15 protein-coding genes are annotated in these 17,118 nt (G+C 68.3%); all 15 read right to left on the bottom strand.

Annotated elements, in window-relative coordinates:
- Positions 1 to 20 precede the first annotated feature (20 nt).
- The 15 genes from bchI to bchF all read right to left on the bottom strand — a co-directional run bounded on the left by bchI (position 21) and on the right by bchF (position 16,992).
- Positions 21 to 1,079 carry a magnesium chelatase ATPase subunit I gene (gene bchI, locus A3OK_RS0103965; protein ID WP_196805422.1) on the bottom strand — a complete coding sequence of 353 codons (1,059 nt, stop codon included), beginning with the start codon at positions 1,077 to 1,079 and terminating at the stop codon, positions 21 to 23.
- Positions 1,080 to 1,310: 231 nt separating this feature from the next.
- Positions 1,311 to 2,528, bottom strand: coding sequence for a 5-aminolevulinate synthase (hemA, locus tag A3OK_RS0103960; protein WP_019903633.1), 1,218 nt, complete (start codon positions 2,526 to 2,528; stop codon positions 1,311 to 1,313).
- Between the two features lie 189 nt (positions 2,529 to 2,717).
- Complete coding sequence (gene puhE, locus A3OK_RS22325) at positions 2,718 to 3,527, bottom strand: putative photosynthetic complex assembly protein PuhE (protein ID WP_019903632.1); 810 nt, start codon at positions 3,525 to 3,527, stop codon at positions 2,718 to 2,720.
- 1 nt (position 3,528) lies between these two features.
- A complete protein-coding gene (gene acsF / locus A3OK_RS0103950; RefSeq protein ID WP_051092965.1) occupies positions 3,529 to 4,566 on the bottom strand; it encodes a magnesium-protoporphyrin IX monomethyl ester (oxidative) cyclase in 1,038 nt (345 codons plus the stop codon).
- 50 nt (positions 4,567 to 4,616) lie between these two features.
- Positions 4,617 to 4,916, bottom strand: a complete 300-nt coding sequence (locus tag A3OK_RS0103945; RefSeq protein ID WP_019903630.1) for a hypothetical protein — start codon at positions 4,914 to 4,916, stop codon at positions 4,617 to 4,619.
- Positions 4,913 to 5,386 (bottom strand): photosynthetic complex assembly protein PuhC, encoded by a 474-nt coding sequence (gene puhC, locus A3OK_RS0103940; protein ID WP_019903629.1) that lies wholly within the window; start codon positions 5,384 to 5,386, stop codon positions 4,913 to 4,915. The genes A3OK_RS0103945 and puhC overlap by 4 nt, the downstream gene beginning before the upstream one ends.
- A gap of 18 nt (positions 5,387 to 5,404) precedes the next feature.
- Positions 5,405 to 6,091, bottom strand: coding sequence for a photosynthetic complex putative assembly protein PuhB (puhB, locus tag A3OK_RS0103935; protein WP_019903628.1), 687 nt, complete (start codon positions 6,089 to 6,091; stop codon positions 5,405 to 5,407).
- Positions 6,088 to 6,861, bottom strand: coding sequence for a photosynthetic reaction center subunit H (puhA, locus tag A3OK_RS0103930; RefSeq protein ID WP_019903627.1), 774 nt, complete (start codon positions 6,859 to 6,861; stop codon positions 6,088 to 6,090). The genes puhB and puhA overlap by 4 nt, the downstream gene beginning before the upstream one ends.
- 2 nt (positions 6,862 to 6,863) lie before the next feature.
- Positions 6,864 to 8,339 (bottom strand): BCD family MFS transporter, encoded by a 1,476-nt coding sequence (locus A3OK_RS0103925; RefSeq protein WP_019903626.1) that lies wholly within the window; start codon positions 8,337 to 8,339, stop codon positions 6,864 to 6,866.
- Positions 8,336 to 9,070, bottom strand: a complete 735-nt coding sequence (gene bchM / locus A3OK_RS0103920) for a magnesium protoporphyrin IX methyltransferase (protein ID WP_019903625.1) — start codon at positions 9,068 to 9,070, stop codon at positions 8,336 to 8,338. Before bchM ends, A3OK_RS0103925 begins: the two co-directional genes overlap by 4 nt.
- A 14-nt stretch (positions 9,071 to 9,084) precedes the next feature.
- Entirely contained in the window at positions 9,085 to 9,990 is a 906-nt protein-coding gene (bchL, locus tag A3OK_RS0103915) for a ferredoxin:protochlorophyllide reductase (ATP-dependent) iron-sulfur ATP-binding protein (protein WP_019903624.1), read from the bottom strand.
- A complete protein-coding gene (locus tag A3OK_RS0103910) occupies positions 9,987 to 13,697 on the bottom strand; it encodes a magnesium chelatase subunit H (protein WP_026596909.1) in 3,711 nt (1,236 codons plus the stop codon). Before A3OK_RS0103910 ends, bchL begins: the two co-directional genes overlap by 4 nt.
- Positions 13,672 to 15,201: a ferredoxin:protochlorophyllide reductase (ATP-dependent) subunit B gene (gene bchB, locus A3OK_RS0103905; protein WP_019903622.1), complete on the bottom strand. Its 1,530-nt coding sequence runs from the start codon at positions 15,199 to 15,201 to the stop codon at positions 13,672 to 13,674. The genes A3OK_RS0103910 and bchB overlap by 26 nt, the downstream gene beginning before the upstream one ends.
- Before the next feature lie 4 nt (positions 15,202 to 15,205).
- Positions 15,206 to 16,489, bottom strand: coding sequence for a ferredoxin:protochlorophyllide reductase (ATP-dependent) subunit N (locus A3OK_RS0103900; protein WP_019903621.1), 1,284 nt, complete (start codon positions 16,487 to 16,489; stop codon positions 15,206 to 15,208).
- Positions 16,486 to 16,992 carry a 2-vinyl bacteriochlorophyllide hydratase gene (gene bchF / locus A3OK_RS0103895; RefSeq protein WP_026596908.1) on the bottom strand — a complete coding sequence of 169 codons (507 nt, stop codon included), beginning with the start codon at positions 16,990 to 16,992 and terminating at the stop codon, positions 16,486 to 16,488. The genes A3OK_RS0103900 and bchF overlap by 4 nt, the downstream gene beginning before the upstream one ends.
- Positions 16,993 to 17,118 lie beyond the last annotated feature (126 nt).

Below are 17,118 nucleotides of genomic sequence, written 5' to 3'. Positions count from 1 at the left end.
GGAGGAGGCGCGCCGCTCCCTCACGTCCCCAGCACTTCCTCCACGGCCCGCGCGACGCGGGCGGTGGAGCCGGATTCGTCCAGCGGGTTGCGGCGCAGGCGATGTCGCAGGGCGGAGGGCGCGACCTGCCGGAGGTGGTCGATCCCGACCGTCTCGGCTCCGTCATAGGCGGCCAGCGCCCGCGCGGTGCGCATGAGCGTGAGTTCGCCGCGCAAGCCGTCGGTGCCGAGCGCGAGGCACAGGCGGGCGGCGGCCTCCAGGGTCGCGTCGGGGACATCGAGCGTGGCGAGGCGCGCGCGGGCGGCGGTGAGGCGCTTCTGCAGCGCCCTGTCGGCCTTGGCGTAGGTGGCGCAGAACCCGGCGGGATCGCGCTCGTAGGCGTCGCGCCGACGCACCACGTCGATGCGGGTCGGCAGATCCGTGGGGGTCGTCACCTCGACAGCGAGCCCGAATCGGTCGAGGAGCTGGGGCCGCAACTCGCCCTCCTCCGGGTTGCCGCTGCCCACCAGCACGAACTTCGCCGGATGGCGCACGCTCAATCCCTCGCGCTCCACGGTGTTCACGCCGGAGGCCGCCACATCGAGGAGGAGATCGACCAGATGATCGTCGAGGAGGTTGACCTCGTCGATATAGAGAAATCCGCGATTGGCGCGGGCCAGCAGCCCCGGCTCGAATGCCTTCTCGCCACGGGTCAGCGCGCGCTCGAGGTCGAGGGCGCCGACCACCCGGTCCTCGGTGGCGCCGAGCGGCAGATCCACCACCGGCACCGGTGCGAGGTGACTCTTCCGCGAATCGGCATGGACCGCGCAATGCGGGCATTCAGCCGGGCTTCGAGCCGGGTCGCAGGAATAGGGGCATCCGATCACGGCCTTCATCGGCGGCAGAAGCGCGGCGAGTCCCCGGATCGCGGTGGACTTGCCGGTGCCCCGGTCGCCGAAGACGAGGACGCCGCCCACGGACGGGTCCACCGCCGCGATCATCAGCGCCCGGCGCATCTCGTCCTGGCCGACGATGGCGGAGAACGGGAAGGTGATCTGCGGGCTCTCTAATGCCGCGTTTCGCCTCGCCGCGACTGTCACCTCCGGCCCGATTTCATCCCGACGTGCCCTATCGGCGGCCTCGAAGGAGGGCGCCAGCTTGCGAGTCTTCCGGATAGCGTCTTCGAGACCCGCGCTGCGCTCAGGGGCGGGGCGAGGATGGGAGTTGAGAGGGGGCATTCGGGCCGTTCCGTTGACGATCATGGTCATTTCCCGGTGTCCCGACGCGATGGGTGGTTCCCCTCTCTGCCGCGGAACGCGGCGAGGGGGCTGCTACTCGGCAGCCGCCTTTTCCACGCCCATCCGGGTCCAGATCGCGGCCAGCGCGTCCACCAGATGGTCGATATCCGCGTCCGAATGCAGCGGTGACGGGGTGATCCGCAGGCGCTCGGTGCCCCTCGGAACCGTCGGATAGTTGATCGGCTGGACGTAGATGCCGAACTCGTCGAGCAGGGTGTCGCTGATCGCCTTGCACAGGACGGGATCGCCCACCATCACCGGCACGATGTGGCTGTCGTTGGGGAGGTAGGGGATGCCGGCCGCGTCGAGACGCGCGCGGACGCATGCCACACGCTCCTGATGGCGCGCGCGCTCGCTGCCGCTGGCCTTGAGATGGCGGATGCTCGCCGCGGCACCGGCCGCCACCGCCGGGGGCAGCGACGTGGTGAAGATGAAGCCCGAGGCGAAGCTGCGCACGAAGTCGCAGAGCTTGGCCGAGCCGGTGATGTAGCCGCCATGCACGGCGAAGGCCTTGCCGAGGGTGCCCTCGATGACGTCGAGGCGATGGGCGAGGCCCTCGCGCTCGGAGATGCCGCCGCCGCGCGGGCCGTAGAGGCCGACCGCGTGAACCTCGTCGAGATAGGTGAGCGCGCCGTGCGCCTCGGCCACGTCGCAGATCTCGGCGATCGGTGCGATGTCGCCGTCCATGGAATAGACCGACTCGAAAGCCACCAGTTTCGGCCGCGACGGGTCGATCATGCGGAGCTTGCGGTCGAGATCCTCCGGGTCGTTGTGGCGGAAGATGTGGCGCTCGGCGCGTGACGCCTTGATGCCCTCGATCATCGAGGCGTGGTTCTCTGAATCCGAGAGCACGACGCAGCCCGGCAGCTTGCCGGCCAGCGTGCCGAGTGCCGCCCAGTTCGAGACGTAGCCCGAGGTGAACAGGAGGGCCGCCTCCTTGCGATGGAGGTCTGCGAGCTCGCGCTCCAGGAGCACGTGGTAATGGTTGGTGCCGGAAATGTTGCGGGTGCCGCCGGCACCGGCGCCGCAGCGGTCGAGCGCCTCGTGCATGGCGTCGAGCACCACCGGGTTCTGGCCCATTCCGAGATAATCGTTGGAGCACCACACGGTCACCGGGCGTTCGCCGCCGGGGCTGTGATGGGTGGCGTGGGGGAAACTGCCGTTCTGGCGCTCCAGATCGGTAAAGACACGGTAGCGGCCCTCGCGGTGCAGGCCGGCCAACTCGTTCCCGAAGAATGTCTCGTAGTTCATGGCGTCCCTTTCCCCAACGAGCGACCACTTGTCTTTAGCGAACGACATTTTTGACCATCCAGCGATGGTGTGTGTCAAGCTGGCTTGACGCTTTAGGATGACAATAATTCATGAGCGCCGCTTGGACGGCACGTTTCTTCCAGGCGTGCGGAAATATCCTGCAGGCGACGACAGGTCGGACAGCGATGATCAGGCGGTGTCGCGGGGATGGGCCGGCGTCGGCTCGGGCGAGGACGTCGTCTTCGCCGACGGCAGGCTCCAGTTCCACAGGGCGGCAGAGGGCAGCGGCAGCATCAGGAACCAGTGTTCCAGGGTGGCGAGCGCCACCATGGTGGTCAGGATGGTGAGGCCGACGATCTCGTGCGGCAGGGCCAGCTCGTCGAGGGCAGCGAGCCCGATCGCCACGGCGAGGGCCGTCCCGGCGCTCACGGAGACCGGGAACAGCATGTTCATCGGTTTCTTGGTTAGGAAGCACGAGAGATAGCTCAGATGCTCCGGCAGGAACTCGGCGTTGAGGTTGCGCACGCCGAGGAACATGTTGAGCCGGGCCGAGAGATTCATTCCCCACAGGACGAGGTAGGTCCACAGGGCGAAGCGGTTGGGCTCGCCCCAGGTGAGGCCGAGGATGGCGAGTCCGCCAGCGACGATCGCCGCCTCATGCCACAGGCTGGTGGCCGCCGCCGCCCGGAAACGGGCAAAGCCGCGCGTGCCCGGCGGACATCCGACGGTGCGCGGGCCCGAGACGAAGCCCATATAATAGCTCATCTCCTGCCAGCCCCAGACCAGCAAGGCCCCGGTGAAGCCGATATAGGCCCCTGCCTCGCTCGTGTCGGCGGCGCTGTGGGCGATGGCCCAGATGGCGCCGGCGAGAACCACCGTCGCCCCCGCCATGCTCCAGACATGGGTGTGCCGCGGCTTGAGGTCGAGGAGCAGGATCAGGCCGGTGGAAAACCACCAGACCACGATCGCGTAGAGCGCAGGGACGGCATAGGCGCCCACGCTACCAGACCGGCTCGAGGCGGATTTCGGCCGGCATCGGGTTGTCGATGGTCGGCAGGGCATATAGCCGGACGAAGTTGACCGCCGAGGCGACGATCCAGATGCCCTGTTTCAGCCGGCCCGCGATCCCGCCCTGCGCCTTGGCGTCGGCGAGCTTGTTCGAGCAGACGAGGAGCCGGTCGAGGGCCGCCTTGAACTTCGGGTTGTCGAGATCGAGGGTGAGCGGGAAAGTCTGTTTCGAGATGTCGGAGGTGATCCGGAACACCTTGAAATCGTAGTCGGTCGGATCGACCCCGAGAGCCTTGTGGAAATGCGGCCGGCAATGGTCGCGCACATACATCGTGGCGAAGACCGCGAGCAGGAAGAACTTGATCCAGTAGCGGTTGACCCCGGTGGTCAGCTTCGGGTTGGCGCGCATGAGCAGCGCGAATGCCTCGCCGTGGCGGAACTCGTCGTTGCACCACTTCTCGAACCACTTGAAGATCGGGTGGAAGCGCCGGTCCGGATTGCGCTCGAGTTCACGGAAGATGGTGATGTAGCGGGCGTAGCCGATCTTCTCGGAAAGGTAGGTGGCGTAGAAGATGAATTTCGGCCGGAAGAAGGTGTATTTCTTCGACTTGGTGAGGAAGCCAAGATCCACGCCGATGCCGAAATCCTTGAGCACGTCGTTGATGAAACCGGCGTGCCGCGCCTCGTCGCGGCTCATGAAGCCGAACAGCTCGCGGATATCGGGGTTCTTGGCCCGCTTCCGCATCTCCGCATAGAGCACGCAGCCGGAGAACTCGGCGGTGATCGAGGAAACGAGGAAATCCATGAATTCCTTGCGCAGGTCCGGGTCGAGGCCGGACATGTCGAGGTCGAATTCCTCATTGCGGGTGAAGTGCCGCTTGTTCGGGTCGGCGCGCAGTTCCGCGATCAGCGTGTTCCATTGCTGGCGTACGGGCTCGACATCGGTGCGGTCGAGCTCCTCGAAATCGGTGGTGTAGAAGCGCGGGCTGAGGAAAGTCGTTTCCTGGGCGGCCTTCGTCCCCTCGTTCATGGGCAGCTTGGGCGTGACGCCCTTCGGGGCCTGGTGCTGGATCGAGACGTTCACAGGCGCCTCCTCTCTGAGAAGCTGACTTCGTAGAGTTCGGTGAGCTCGAAGTTACCGGCGAATTTGGTCCAGAGCCGCTCCAGGATGCCGACGCGGGTGACCGTGGCGGTGCGGCGGACGACGAGGCGCTCGCCGTAGGGAACGGATGTCGGCGCGTCGTGGACCTGGACCTCGTCTCCGGGTTCGATGTCGAACGTGGCGTCGAGGGTGACGTGGGCGTGGAGCGTCTCGGGGGTCTGCTCGATCTCGACGGTGCAAGGCACCTCGACGATGTGTCGTCCGAACCAGGCGGTCATCGCGCCGCTCCGCTGTCGGCGAGCCTGGTATCGGGCAGGAGCTTGGTGAAGGCCGCGAAGTTTGACGGGCCGAAGGCGCCGAGATTGACCACGCGCCCGGTCGACGGATCGGAGAGTTCGAGTCCGCCATCGGCGAATCGCGTCAGGCGGAAGGGCTGGTCGCGGGTGAGGCCGGCGCGGAGCCGAGCCTGGCCGAAACCGCGAAGGGTGGCGCGGACGAAATTGTCCTCGCCGGGCTCGACGGTGGCGATGATGCCCTGGCTACCCGCATCCCTGATGACGATGGCACCGTCGGATCGGTCTTCCGGGCTCAGGTCGACGGACCGGACGGCCCGCGTCGGCGGCATGTGCGAAAGGCCGATCCCCTCGCTGCGGCCGATGCCCACCACGATGGTCACGAACCCCATGAGCCCGAGCGCCCCGTAGATCAGTGGTCGCGGAATCCGAGCGGCATCAGCCTTCGCCGTCATCGCGTCTCCTCCCTGCATTCAACTCGCGTTGGCGAGGCGCGGCGGGCGAACGGGCCGTTGCCGCGCGACCACCATAGGAGCCGCACTTTCCTCGGTTGTGTCAAGTGTAGTTGACAGTGCTCGGGCAAGGATTCCGGCGGCGAGCTTCGCATCCGGGATCGATCGCATCATCGGCTCGGGCTTCGTCAGCGCCCATGGCCGGGCGTGAGGCCAGAGATGGAGGTAAGCGACGCGGTTGCCGCCGCGCAGCTGGAGAGGAAGGTCGCCGCTCCCGTCCGCGAAGACTTTGCAGCCCGCGCCTTCGATTAGGCTGAAGGGCAGGTTGAGTGTCATCGGCAGGGCGATGCCGAGGCGCATCACCACCCGCCGATTGGTAATGGTGTAGGTGGTGGAGCGCGCCGAGAGCCAGCCGAGGAGCCCGAGCAGGGCGACTGCGCCGATGCCGACGAGAAGGGTCGGCCCGGCCAGAAGTGCGGCCTGGACGAAGGCGCCCTCGCTCAGCGGCGGAACCGCCGCCCACAAGGCCAGCCCGACGAACCAGATGCCGACCAGGCGAACATGAAGCGCGCGGACGGCGATGCCGAAGCCGCAGGGGCTGCCCTGCCAGAGGATATGCTCGCCTGCCGGGAGCGGCGCCGGCAGGCCGGGCGGCGCGTCGAAGGCGTTGGCGGGGACGCCGAGGGAGGATGTCGCGGTGCGGCTCATAGGAAAGGCTCCTGGCGGGCGGGCGTCGCGTAGAGGGTGCCGGCGCCGAAGAAGGCCATGATCCGCTCCTCTTCGTAGAGGGTCACCGAATCCGGGTCCTTCTGGCCGGGAATGTCGGCGAACTGGTGGGCCAGAAGCGCCTCGGTCTTCACCGTGCGCGAGAAGCGGCCGGTCCGGCAGAACGTGTTGGGCATCAGCACCCTGCGCCCGCCCGTCCCGAGCTCGACCTCGATATAGCGGACCATCGATTCGCCCCGGTCGATCCAGAGGTCGCTGACGATGCCGGCCACCTGACGGTCGGCGCCGAACACGGTCATGCCGATCGGGTTCGGGCCATCCTCGTGAACCACGAAATGCTCCGCGACCCGCAAGGGGACGATGCGTTTCTCGTCGTCCCAGGTCCGGTCGTGGTTGTCGTCGCGGTCGGCGTAGGAGCCGGGGCCGATCTGGTCGTGCAGGCCGTCGCCGTCCGGCTCCATCGGGGCGCCGGGCCAGATCTCGCGCTTGTGGCCTTTGTAGTTCCAGGCCGGCCGCATGTCGGTCTGCGGCGCGGTCTTCACTAAGCCGTTGGACAGCAGGAACTGCTTCGGGCTCGGGATCAGGATCGGGTCGGGCCGCTTGAGGCCGCCGGCCGCCTCGCTCTCCAGCGGGTAGCCTTCGCGCCGGTCTTCCTGGCGGAGGTAGAAGACGAGGCCGGCAAAGAAGATCCAGAAGGCGTAGAGTACGACTTGGGCCACATCGACATAGCCCGTGATTTCACCTCTTGGCATGATCAGGCTCCTTGACGGGAAACGGGGGCTTGCAGAACGGGATGTTGCAGGAGGGCACGCGCCTCCCTGCCGAGGACGGCTTTGCTTCCGTTCGCGCGATCCCGGACCAGGGGTCCGATGGCGAGCAGGGTCGCGAACAGCAGCGCGATCTCGATGTGGTAGACGATGAGGTAGCCGACGGAGGGGTCGCTCATGGCCTCCCCCAGCGCCCCGGAGGCCGCGAGGCCGGAGCCGATATCGCGCAGGATGCCGCTTGACGCGATGGCGATTCCGGCAGCGCTGGCCTGTACCGCGCCCCAGGCCCCCAGCGCGAGGCCGGTATCCTCGGGCCCCGCCTTCGCCATGGAGGCGGTGAGGGTCCCGTGGGCGAACAAGCCACCGCCGAGGCCGATGAGGGTGACGCCGGTGGCGAAGAGCTGGGCCGAGGCGAGCGGGGCGGCGAAGATCACCGCCGAGAAGGCGACGATGCCGACGACGCTGCCCGCCGCCGCGACCCGGAACGGATCGCCGCCCCGGTTGAGCCAGCGCGCGGCGAGGAGCAGCCCGATTCCGCCGCCAGCGGCCAGCATCGCGGTAAGCGCCGTGGTGGCGGCGACCGGCAGGTGCAGGATCTGGCCGCCATAGGGTTCGAGCAGGATGTCCTGCATCGAGAAGGCCGCCGTGCCGAGGCCGGTGGCGACGAGGCGCCGGCGCGCGAGCCCGCTGCCGGCATAGGCAGACCAGGATTGCGAGAAGCTCGGACGCGGCAGGTCCTTGGCCGTCCGGCCCGGCTGCCGCGCTTCCTGCTTCCACAGGGCGATGCCGTTGAAGACGACGGTGACGAGGGCGGCGCCCTGGATCACCTGGATGAGGCGGACCGGGGAGAAGTTCGCTAGCAGCAATCCGAAGGCGACGGCGCTCACCACCATGCCGACGAGCAGCATCGCGCAGAGCAGGGCCACCACCCGCGGTCTCGCATGGGCGGGGGCGAGATCGGTGGCCAGCGCCAGGCCGACGGTCTGGGTGGTGTGGAGACCGGCCCCGACCATGACGAAGGCCAGGGCGGCGGCGACATGACCGGGCCAGGCCGGGCCGGTGGTATCCCCCGAGAGGATCAGCAGCGAGAACGGCATGATCGCCAGCCCGCCGAATTGCAGCAGCGTGCCGAACCAGATGTAGGGGACGCGCCGCCAGCCGAGGACCGAGCGGTGCGTGTCCGAACGGAACCCGACCAGAGCCCGCAACGGGGCGAAGACCAGGGGCAGTGACAGCATCACGGCCACGATCCAGGCCGGGACTTCGAGCTCGACGATCATCACCCGGTTCAGCGTGCCGATCAGGAGCACGGCGGCCATGCCCACCGTCACCTGGAACAGCGACAGCCGCAGCAGCCGGCCCAGCGGCAGTTCCGGCGTCGCCGCATCGGCGAAGGGCAGGAACGGCAGGAGGCCGGGGCCGAGGCGCGTCAGGACGCGGGCGGTGATGTCGGCGGCTTTCATGGGGCGCGCACTTTCTCCCCCGCCTGGGAGCGAGGCGTCGTGCGCGTCAGTTCGATGGCGTTCGAGAGGTAGAACCCGCTGTTCACCCGCTGCGTCCGCTTCATGGCGAAGCCTGCCAGCGCGGGCTCCGCGCCGATCCGCCGGCGCAGGCCGCTCTCCGTGATCGGGACGATGGCGGGTGCGCGGTCGCCGCGCGGAAACAGTCGCCCGGCCGCATGCATCACGGTGAGGAGCGCCGTGCGCGGGGCTACGGTGAAGACGACGGATCCGTCCGTGCGCAGTCCCAATTCCGCCAGCGCCCGGACGATGTCGCCGGCGCTGTAATGGATCAGCGAATCCATGGCGACCACGTGATCGAACCGGCCGAGCCAGGGGTCGAGCATGTCGCCGACGCGGAAGTCGATGCGATGACCGCCGAGCAACTCGGCGCTGCGCTCGCGGGCGAGGCCAACCAGGGTCGGCGAGACGTCGATGGCCACCACCTCGGCCCCACGGCGGGCGGCCTCGACGCTGAGCGCCCCGGTGCCGCAGCCGGCGTCCAGGATGCGCGTTCCGGTGAGGTCGTCGGGCAGCCAGGACAGGAGGTTCGCCCGCATGGCGTCGCGCCCGGCCCGCACCGTGGCGCGGATCTTCGAGACCGGGGCGTCCGTGGTGAGCCGGGCCCAGGCATCCACCGCCGTGCGATCGAAATAGGTGGTGAGTTGCGAGCGGCGCTCGGCGTAGCTGGTCATGGCGCGCCCTCCCCTCAGTCGAACCCGAGGAACTCGAACAGGTCGCGGTCCTTCATCGGCATCGCCGAGAGCGGCTTGCCGCCGGCCCAGAGATGCGCGGCAAGGCGCATGTACTCGTCGGTCACCGCGATCAGTTCCGGGGTCGGCTCCATCTCGAACAGGGTCGACTTCTTGAGGCGCGAGCGCCGGACCACGTCGAGGTCGGGGAAGTGGGCGATGCGCTCCAGGCCGACCGCGGCATTGAAGCGGTCGATCTCGTCGGTCTTGGCCGAGCGGTTGGCGATGACGCCGCCGAGGCGCACGGGATAATTCTTCGACTTAGAGTGGATGGCCGCCACGATCCGGTTCATGGCGAATATCGAATCGAAGTCGTTGGCGGTGACGATGAGGGCCTGGTCGGCATGCTGGAGCGGCGAGGCGAAGCCGCCGCAGACCACGTCGCCGAGGACGTCGAAGATGACGACGTCGGTATCTTCGAGGAGGTGATGCTCCTTGAGGAGCTTCACCGTCTGGCCGACGACGTAACCGCCGCAACCGGTCCCGGCCGGCGGGCCGCCGGCCTCCACGCACATCACGCCGTTATAGCCCTCGGCCACGAAATCCTCGACGCGCAGCTCCTCCGAGTGGAACTGTACCGCCTCCAGGGCATCGATCACGGTGGGGGCGAGGCGCTTCGTCAGGGTGAAGGTCGAATCGTGCTTGGGGTCGCAGCCGATCTGCAGCACGCGCTTGCCGAGCTTCGAGAAGGCCACCGACAGGTTCGACGAGGTCGTCGACTTGCCGATGCCGCCCTTGCCGTAGACGGCGAAGACCTTCGCCGTCCCGATCTTCACGGCCGGGTCGAGCTCGACCTGAAGGCTGCCTTCCTCGCGGTTTCCCTTGGGTCTTGCGACGACGGGATTTCGGATGGCGATGTTCATGCGGCGACCCCTGCGGTGATGCCTTCGAGACGGTCTTCGAGTTCTTCCTCGGCGCGGTCGAGCGCGGCACGCGTCGCCTCGTCGGGAGTCCAGAAGCCGCGCTGATGCGCCTCGATCAGGCGGTGGGCGACCTTGGCCGACGCGGTCGGGTTCAGGGCCGCCAGACGCTCGCGCATCTCCGGATCGAGGAGGTAGGTCTCGGTGATGCGCTGGTAGATCCAGGGCGCGACGGCGTTGGAGGTGGCCGACCAGCCCATGGTGTTGGTGAGATGCGCCTCGATCTGGCGCACGCCCTCGTAGCCGTGGCCGAGCATGCCCTCGGTCCATTTCGGGTTGAGCATGCGGGTCCGGGTTTCGAGCGAGACCTGCTCCTCGAGGGAGCGAACTTTGCCCTCCCCGCGGGTCTGGTCGCTGATGAAGATCGGCACGGTCTCGCCCTTGGCGCGGGCGACCGCCCTGCCCATCCCGCCGAGGCCGTCGAAATAATGGTCGACCGACGTCACGCCGACCTCGACCGAATCGAGGTTCTGGTAGGCGAGATCGACCTTGGCGAGCACGCTGCCCATCAGCGCGCGCTGGGCCGTCGGCCGGCCGTTGCGGCCGTAAGCGAAGGACTTGCGGCGGGAGAAGGTCTCGCTGATCTCGTCCTCGTCCTCCCAGCGGCCGGATTCCACGAGGTTGTTGACGTTGGCGCCGTAGGTGCCCTCGGCGTTCGAGAACACGCGGAGCGCCGCCGTCTCCATATCGATACCGTGCTCGGCCATATGCGCGAGGGCGTGCTTACGGACGAAGTTGCGCTCTTCCGGCTCGTCGGCGCTCGCGGCGAGATAGGAGGCCTCGGCGAGAAGCTTGGTCTGGAGCGGCAGCAGATCGCGGAAGATGCCGGACAGGGTCACCACCACGTCGATGCGCGGGCGGCCGAGGTCGTCGAGGGGGATCAGCGTCGCGCCGCAGAGCCGGCCGTAGCCGTCGAAGCGCGGGCTCGCGCCGATGAGCGCCAGCGCCTGGGCGATCGGGCCGCCCTCGCTCTTGAGGTTGTCGGTGCCCCACAGGACGAGGGCGACGCTCTCCGGGAGGGGAGCGCCCTCGTCGCGGTAGCGGGCGAGGATGCGGGCGACCTGCCGGGTGCCATCGGCCACCGCGAAGGCGGAGGGCAGCCGGTAGGGATCGAAGCCGTGGATGTTGCGGCCCGTGGGCAGCACCGCCGGGTTGCGCAGGAGGTCGCCGCCGGCCACCGGCGCGATGAAGCGGCCGTCCAGCGCCCGCAACAGGGCGGGCAACTCATGGTCACGCGACAGCAGCGCATCGGTCTCGCGCAGGGCGACGAAGGCGGCGCGATGGCCGTCGTCGAGGGGCAGCCGGGCCGCCGTCAGGGCTTGGTCGATCGTGTCGCCCGCCACCAGGGATTCGATCCCGGCGCGGTCGGGCTGGAGCCCGCTGGATGCTTCCGCCAGGGCCACGAGAAGGTCGATCCGCTCCTCGGGCGGGGTGCCTTCACCGACCACATGCATCCCGTGCGGGATCAGGGTGTGTTCGAGTTCGCTGACCGCGAGGCCGAGAGCCAGGACCTTGGCCGAGACGTCCCCGGACCAGGCCGGTTCGGCGGATGTCAGATCGAGAGCGGCGCCCTGAACCTGGATCATCTGGCCGAGGTCGCGGCGTTCGGCCTCCGCTTCCGGCTCCAGACCGCGCCAGCGCTCGATCGAGGCCTTGAGGTCGATGAGCCCGCGATAGAGCCCGGCCTGGGTGAGGCTCGGCGTGAGGTAGCTCACCATCGTCGCGGCCGAGCGGCGCTTGGCGATCATGCCCTCGGACGGGTTGTTGGCGGCGTAGAGGTAGACGTTCGGCAGCGAGCCGATCAGGCGCTCGGGCCAGCAGGATTCCGACAGGCCGGTCTGTTTGCCCGGCATGAATTCGAGGGCGCCGTGGGTGCCGAAATGCAGGACGGCATCGGCGCGGAAATCCTCGCGCAGGTAGCGGTAGAAGGCGCTGAAGGCATGCGTCGGGGCAAAACCGCGCTCGAACAGCAGCCGCATCGGATCGCCTTCGTAGCCGAAGCCCGGCTGGACCCCGACGAAGACGTTGCCGAACTGCGCGCCGAGCACGAAGATCTGCGACCCGTTGCTGTTCTGGCGCCCCGGGGCGGGACCCCATTGCGCCTCGATCTCGGCGAGATGCCGCTCGCGCCGGACGTGGTCGTCGGCCGGGATGCGGTGGTGGACGTTGGCGTTCGTGCCGAAGCGGGCGGCGTTGCCGGCGAGGACGGCGTTGCGCAGATCGTCGACACTGTCCGGCACGGCGACGTCGTAGCCGTCGGCCTTGAGCCCTTTCAGCGTGTTGTGGAGCGATTGGTAGACCGAGAGGAAGGCCGCCGTGCCGATGCTTCCGGCATTGGGCGGAAAGCCGAACAGGACGACGGCGATCTTGCGCGAGGCCTTGGCGCGCCTGCGCAGCGAGACGAGACGCTCGACGCGCGCGGCCAGCGTGTCCGCCCGCTCGGAATGGACGCTCATGTCGCGGGCATTGGCGCCGGGCGAGCGGCTGGAGCGGCCTCCGAACACCATCGGCGCGGTGGCGCCGTCGAGTTCGGGGATCGCCACCATCATGGTGGCCTCCACCGGCGAGAGGCCGCGATCCGAGGCCTCCCATTGCTCGATGGTCTGGAACTCGAGGGCGTGGGCGGCGAGATACGGGACGTCGAGGCCGCGCAGGGTGGTCTCGGCGGCGGCCGCGTCGTTATAGGCCGGACCACCCACCAGTGAGAACCCGGTCAGCGAGACGAGGGCGTCGATGGACGGGCGCCCGTCGCGATGGAAGAACGCCTCCACCGCCGGTCGGTTGTCGAGGCCGCTGGCGAAGGCCGGCACGACGGCGAGCCCGCGCGCTTCGAGGGCGGCGATGACGCCGTCGTAATGCGCGGTGTTCCCGGCGAGCACGTAGGAGCGCATCACGAGAAGGCCGACACGGCCTTTCATGGCGCCGGTGGGCACGGGAAGCCGCGCGACGTCCTCGCCGATACGGCCCTTCATGCGCGGATGGTAGAGGCCGGTCTCGGGATAGCTCACGGGTGGCGGAGCGGCGGCGATGTCGCGCCAGACCGCGCGCGGACCGGCGGCATAGCGGCTGACGAGGAAGCGCACGAGGGCGGCGATGTTCTCGTCCGAGCCCGAGAGCCAGTATTGCAGGGTCAGGAAATAAGCCCTGACATCCTGGGCCGAGCCGGGGATGAAGCGCAGGATCTTCGGCAGCCGGCGGATCATCGCCATCTGGCGGGCGCCGTTGCCCTGGGCTCCCGGCTTACCGCGCAGCTTCTTGAGAAAGTCGAGGGCGCCGCGCTTGGTGCCGTCCATGTCGAAGCGGTTGAGGCGGGTGGTCTTCACGATCTCGCTGGCCGAGAGGCAGCCGATCATCGCGTCGCAATGGGGCCGGCGGGCGAGCAGCGTCGGATGGATCGCCCGGACATGCTCATCCATGAACAGCATGGTCGAGAGCACGATGTCGGCGGATCCGATATCGGACTTGCAAGCCGCGAGCGCCCCCGGGTCCGTGTCCCATTCGGCCGCCGCGTGGAAGCCGAGGACGAGTCCGGGCATCTCGTCCTGGAGCCGACGGCGAGCGCGTTCGAGAGCGCTCGCCATATGGTTGTCCATCGTCACGACGACGATGCGGAGGGTGGGACGCTCAGCGCCCGAAATGCGCTTTGGCATCATAGAGCGTCTCGACTGTGATGAGGGAGAGTTCGCGCTCGCGTGCGAACCGTTCGGTGTTGGCGCGGGCTTTTCCGCGCACGAAGAAGGGGATCTTCTTGAGTTCCTTCTCGGCGGAGGCATCCCAGGGTGCCACCCGCTGTCCTTCCGCTTTGGGGGAGGCGATGTCCTCGGCATGCGCCGACAGGTGCGAGGGCGCGGCGTCGGCGTGGAATTCGTGGTCCTCGCGGAACATGCCCAGGAGGTGCTCCTCGAGCCCCATCATCAGGGGATGGACCCAGGTATCGAACAGGACGTTGGCGCCCTCGAATCCCATCTGCGGCGAGTGCCGGGCCGGAAAATCCTGGACGTGGATCGGGGCCGAGATCACCGCGCAGGGCAGGCCCAGACGCTTGGCGATGTGGCGCTCCATCTGCGTGCCCAGCACCAGCTCGGCGGCGCTGGCCTGGATTGCCGCCTCCACGTCGAGGTAATCGTCGGTGACGAGGGCCTCGATGCCGTGGAGCGCCGCCTCGGCCCGGATCTCCCGAGCGAATTCGCGAGTGTAAGTGCCGAGACCGACGATTTTGAAGCCTAGCTCGGTGGCCGCGACCCGGGCGGCGGCGAGCGCATGGGTCGCATCGCCGAAGATGAAGACGCGCTTGCCCGTCAGATAGGTCGAATCGACCGAGCGCGAATACCAGGGCAGCCGCGAGGGGGCGCCGGCGAGGACCGGGGCCGGATCGATCCCGGCGAGTGCCGCCACTTCCTCGATGAAACGGATGGTCGCTCCGACGCCGATCGGCACGGTCTCGATCATCGGCTGGCCGAAGATCTTCTGCAGGTGCTGCGCGGCGGCGCGGGCGATCTCGGGATAGAGCACGACGTTGAAATCGGCCGCGCCGAGGCGGGTGAGGTCGGTGGGGCTCGCGCCCAGCGGCGCTACGACGTTCACGTCGATCCCGAGCCGGTCGAGCAGGCTCCTGATCTCGATGAGGTCGTCGCGGTGACGGAAGCCGAGGGCGGTGGGGCCGAGGATGTTGCAGAGCGGACGCCGTCCCTCGCGAGGTCCGGCGGGCGCGGCCGGGCCGGCGAGCGTCCGCACCAGCCGATAGAAGGTCTCCGAGGCGCCCCAGTTCTCCTTCTTCTGGTACGCCGGGAGTTCGAGTGCGATCACCGGGATCGGCAGGGCGAGGGCCTTGGCGAGGCCACCCGGATCGTCCTGGATCAGCTCAGCGGTGCAGGACGCGCCGACGATCATCGCCTCCGGTTTGAACCGCTCGTAGGCGGCTTCCACCGCGTCCTTGAAGATCGCGGCGGTGTCCGAGCCGAGGTCGCGAGCCTGGAAGGTAGTGTAGGTCACCGGCGGGCGCGCATCGCGCCGCTCGATCATGGTGAACAGCAGGTCGGCGTAGGTGTCGCCTTGCGGCGCGTGCAGGACGTAGTGGAGGCCGCGCATGGCGGTGGCGACGCGCATGGCGCCAATATGGGGTGGTCCTTCATAGGTCCAGACGGTGAGCTGCATCGGCCTACACCTCCAGCCGAGTGCGGCGGACGAGGGGTCTCGCGAACAGCTCGGCGAGGTCGCCGGCCTGGTCGTAGCCCTGGATCGGGGTGAACAGCAGCTCGATCGACCATTTGGTCGCCAGGCCTTCCGCCTCGAGCGGATTGGCGAGGCCGAGGCCGCAGATCGTGAGGTCCGGGCTCGCCGCCCGGCACCGGTCCATCTGCGCGTCGAGGCTCTGGCCCTCGACCACCCGCGTCCCGTGCGGGAGCAGTGCGAGTTCGTCGGCGAGGTGGCCGCGATGGAGATAAGGCGTCCCGACCTCCACCAACTCGGCTCCCATCTCTCGCGAGAGGAAGCGCGCGAGGGGGATCTCCAGCTGCGAGTCGGGGAAGAAGAACACGCGGCGTCCGCCGAGCATGGCGCGATGTGGCGCCAGCGCCTGCTCGGCGCGCCGCAATCCGGGAGCGGTCGCCGCTGCGAAGCGATGCGGCGCGACCCCGAACGCATCCGCGGCGGCCCTGAGCCAGGCGGTCGTGCCTTCCGCGCCAAGCGGGAACGGGGCGGCGATCCGCGTCGCGCCGCGCTCTTCCAGTGCCCGCGCCGTGTCGGCGAGGAAGGGCTGTGCGAGCAGCATGCGGGTGTTGGCGCCGACAGGCGGCATCTCGCCGGCCCGACGCGCGGGAAGGAAGCGCACGGGGCCGATGCCCAGATCCGAGAAGATCCGGGAAAACTGGTCCTCGACCACGTCGGCCAGCGCGCCGACAACGAGGAGCGAAGGTTCGGCACCCTTCACCTCGGCCGGCATGTCCGGCACGAGGGAGGCGAGGCAGGCATCCTCCCCTTGCGTGAAGGTGGTCTCGATGCCGCTGCCCGAATAGCTCAGCACGCGGACCCCGGGAGACAGGTCGCGCGAAAGGCGTTGCGCCGCGCGGGACAGGTCGAGCTTGATCACTTCCGAGGGGCAGGATCCCACGAGGAACAGGAGCTTGATCTCGGGGCGGCGCTCGATCAGCCGGCCGACGACGCGGTCGAGCTCGTCGTTCATGTCGGCGATGCCGGCCAGATCGCGCTCATCGATAATGGCGGTGGCAAAGCGCGGCTCGGCGAAGATCATCACTCCGGCGGCCGACTGGATGAGATGGGCGCAGGTGCGCGAGCCGACGACGAGGAAGAATGCGTCCTGGATCTTGCGGTGGAGCCAGACGATGCCGGTGAGGCCGCAGAACACGGCCCTCTGACCGCGCTCCTGCCTGATCTCGACCCCGCAACTCGCGTCGAAGGAGCCGAGCGGCGCGTGGGCGTTCATCGCGCAGTCTCCGGGGTGAGAGCCAGGTGGGGCGAAGCCTGGAGCCGCGCCGCGCGCAGCTTCAACAGGAATTGACCGGCATTGACGGCGTAGGAGGCGTAGGCGGCAAGCGCCAGAAGCATCAGGCCCGTCGTGTCGAGGGCACCGGTCACCAGAGCGGCGAGATAGGCGCTGTGCAGGGCCAGTACGAGCATGCTGACCATGTCCTCCCAGTAGAAGGCGGGGGCGAACAGGTAGCGTCCGAAGACGTCCTTCTCCCAGATCGAGCCGGTGATCATGATCGCGTAGAGGACGAAGGTCTTGGCGACGATCGAAGCATTGGCGGCCAGCACCCCCTCCCCCGTCGCGAGTGTGCGCAGGACGAGGCCGAGGCTGATCAGGAAAACCAGGAATTGCAGCGGAGCGAGGATGCCCTGGACCAGGGTCCAGCGGGAGGCGTCGCGCCGTGCGCGCTCGGCCGGCGAGTACAGAGGTCGTCTCGGCTGGCCTCCTCTTGCAGGCATCGGCTCCACCCCGTCTCGACCCGGCTCCGCATGGTTGGAAGCCCGTTGAGAGGGAGGTTATGAACCGGTTGCAGGAGTGTCAAGCCAGCTTTACGTCATTTTCAATTTACGGAATTGATGCATAAT

The sequence above is a fragment of the Methylobacterium sp. 77 genome, from assembly GCF_000372825.1.
Lineage (GTDB): Bacteria > Pseudomonadota > Alphaproteobacteria > Rhizobiales > Beijerinckiaceae > Methylobacterium.
Note: the sequence above shows the minus strand (reverse complement) of the source record. Positions and strands in the feature narration are given on the sequence as shown.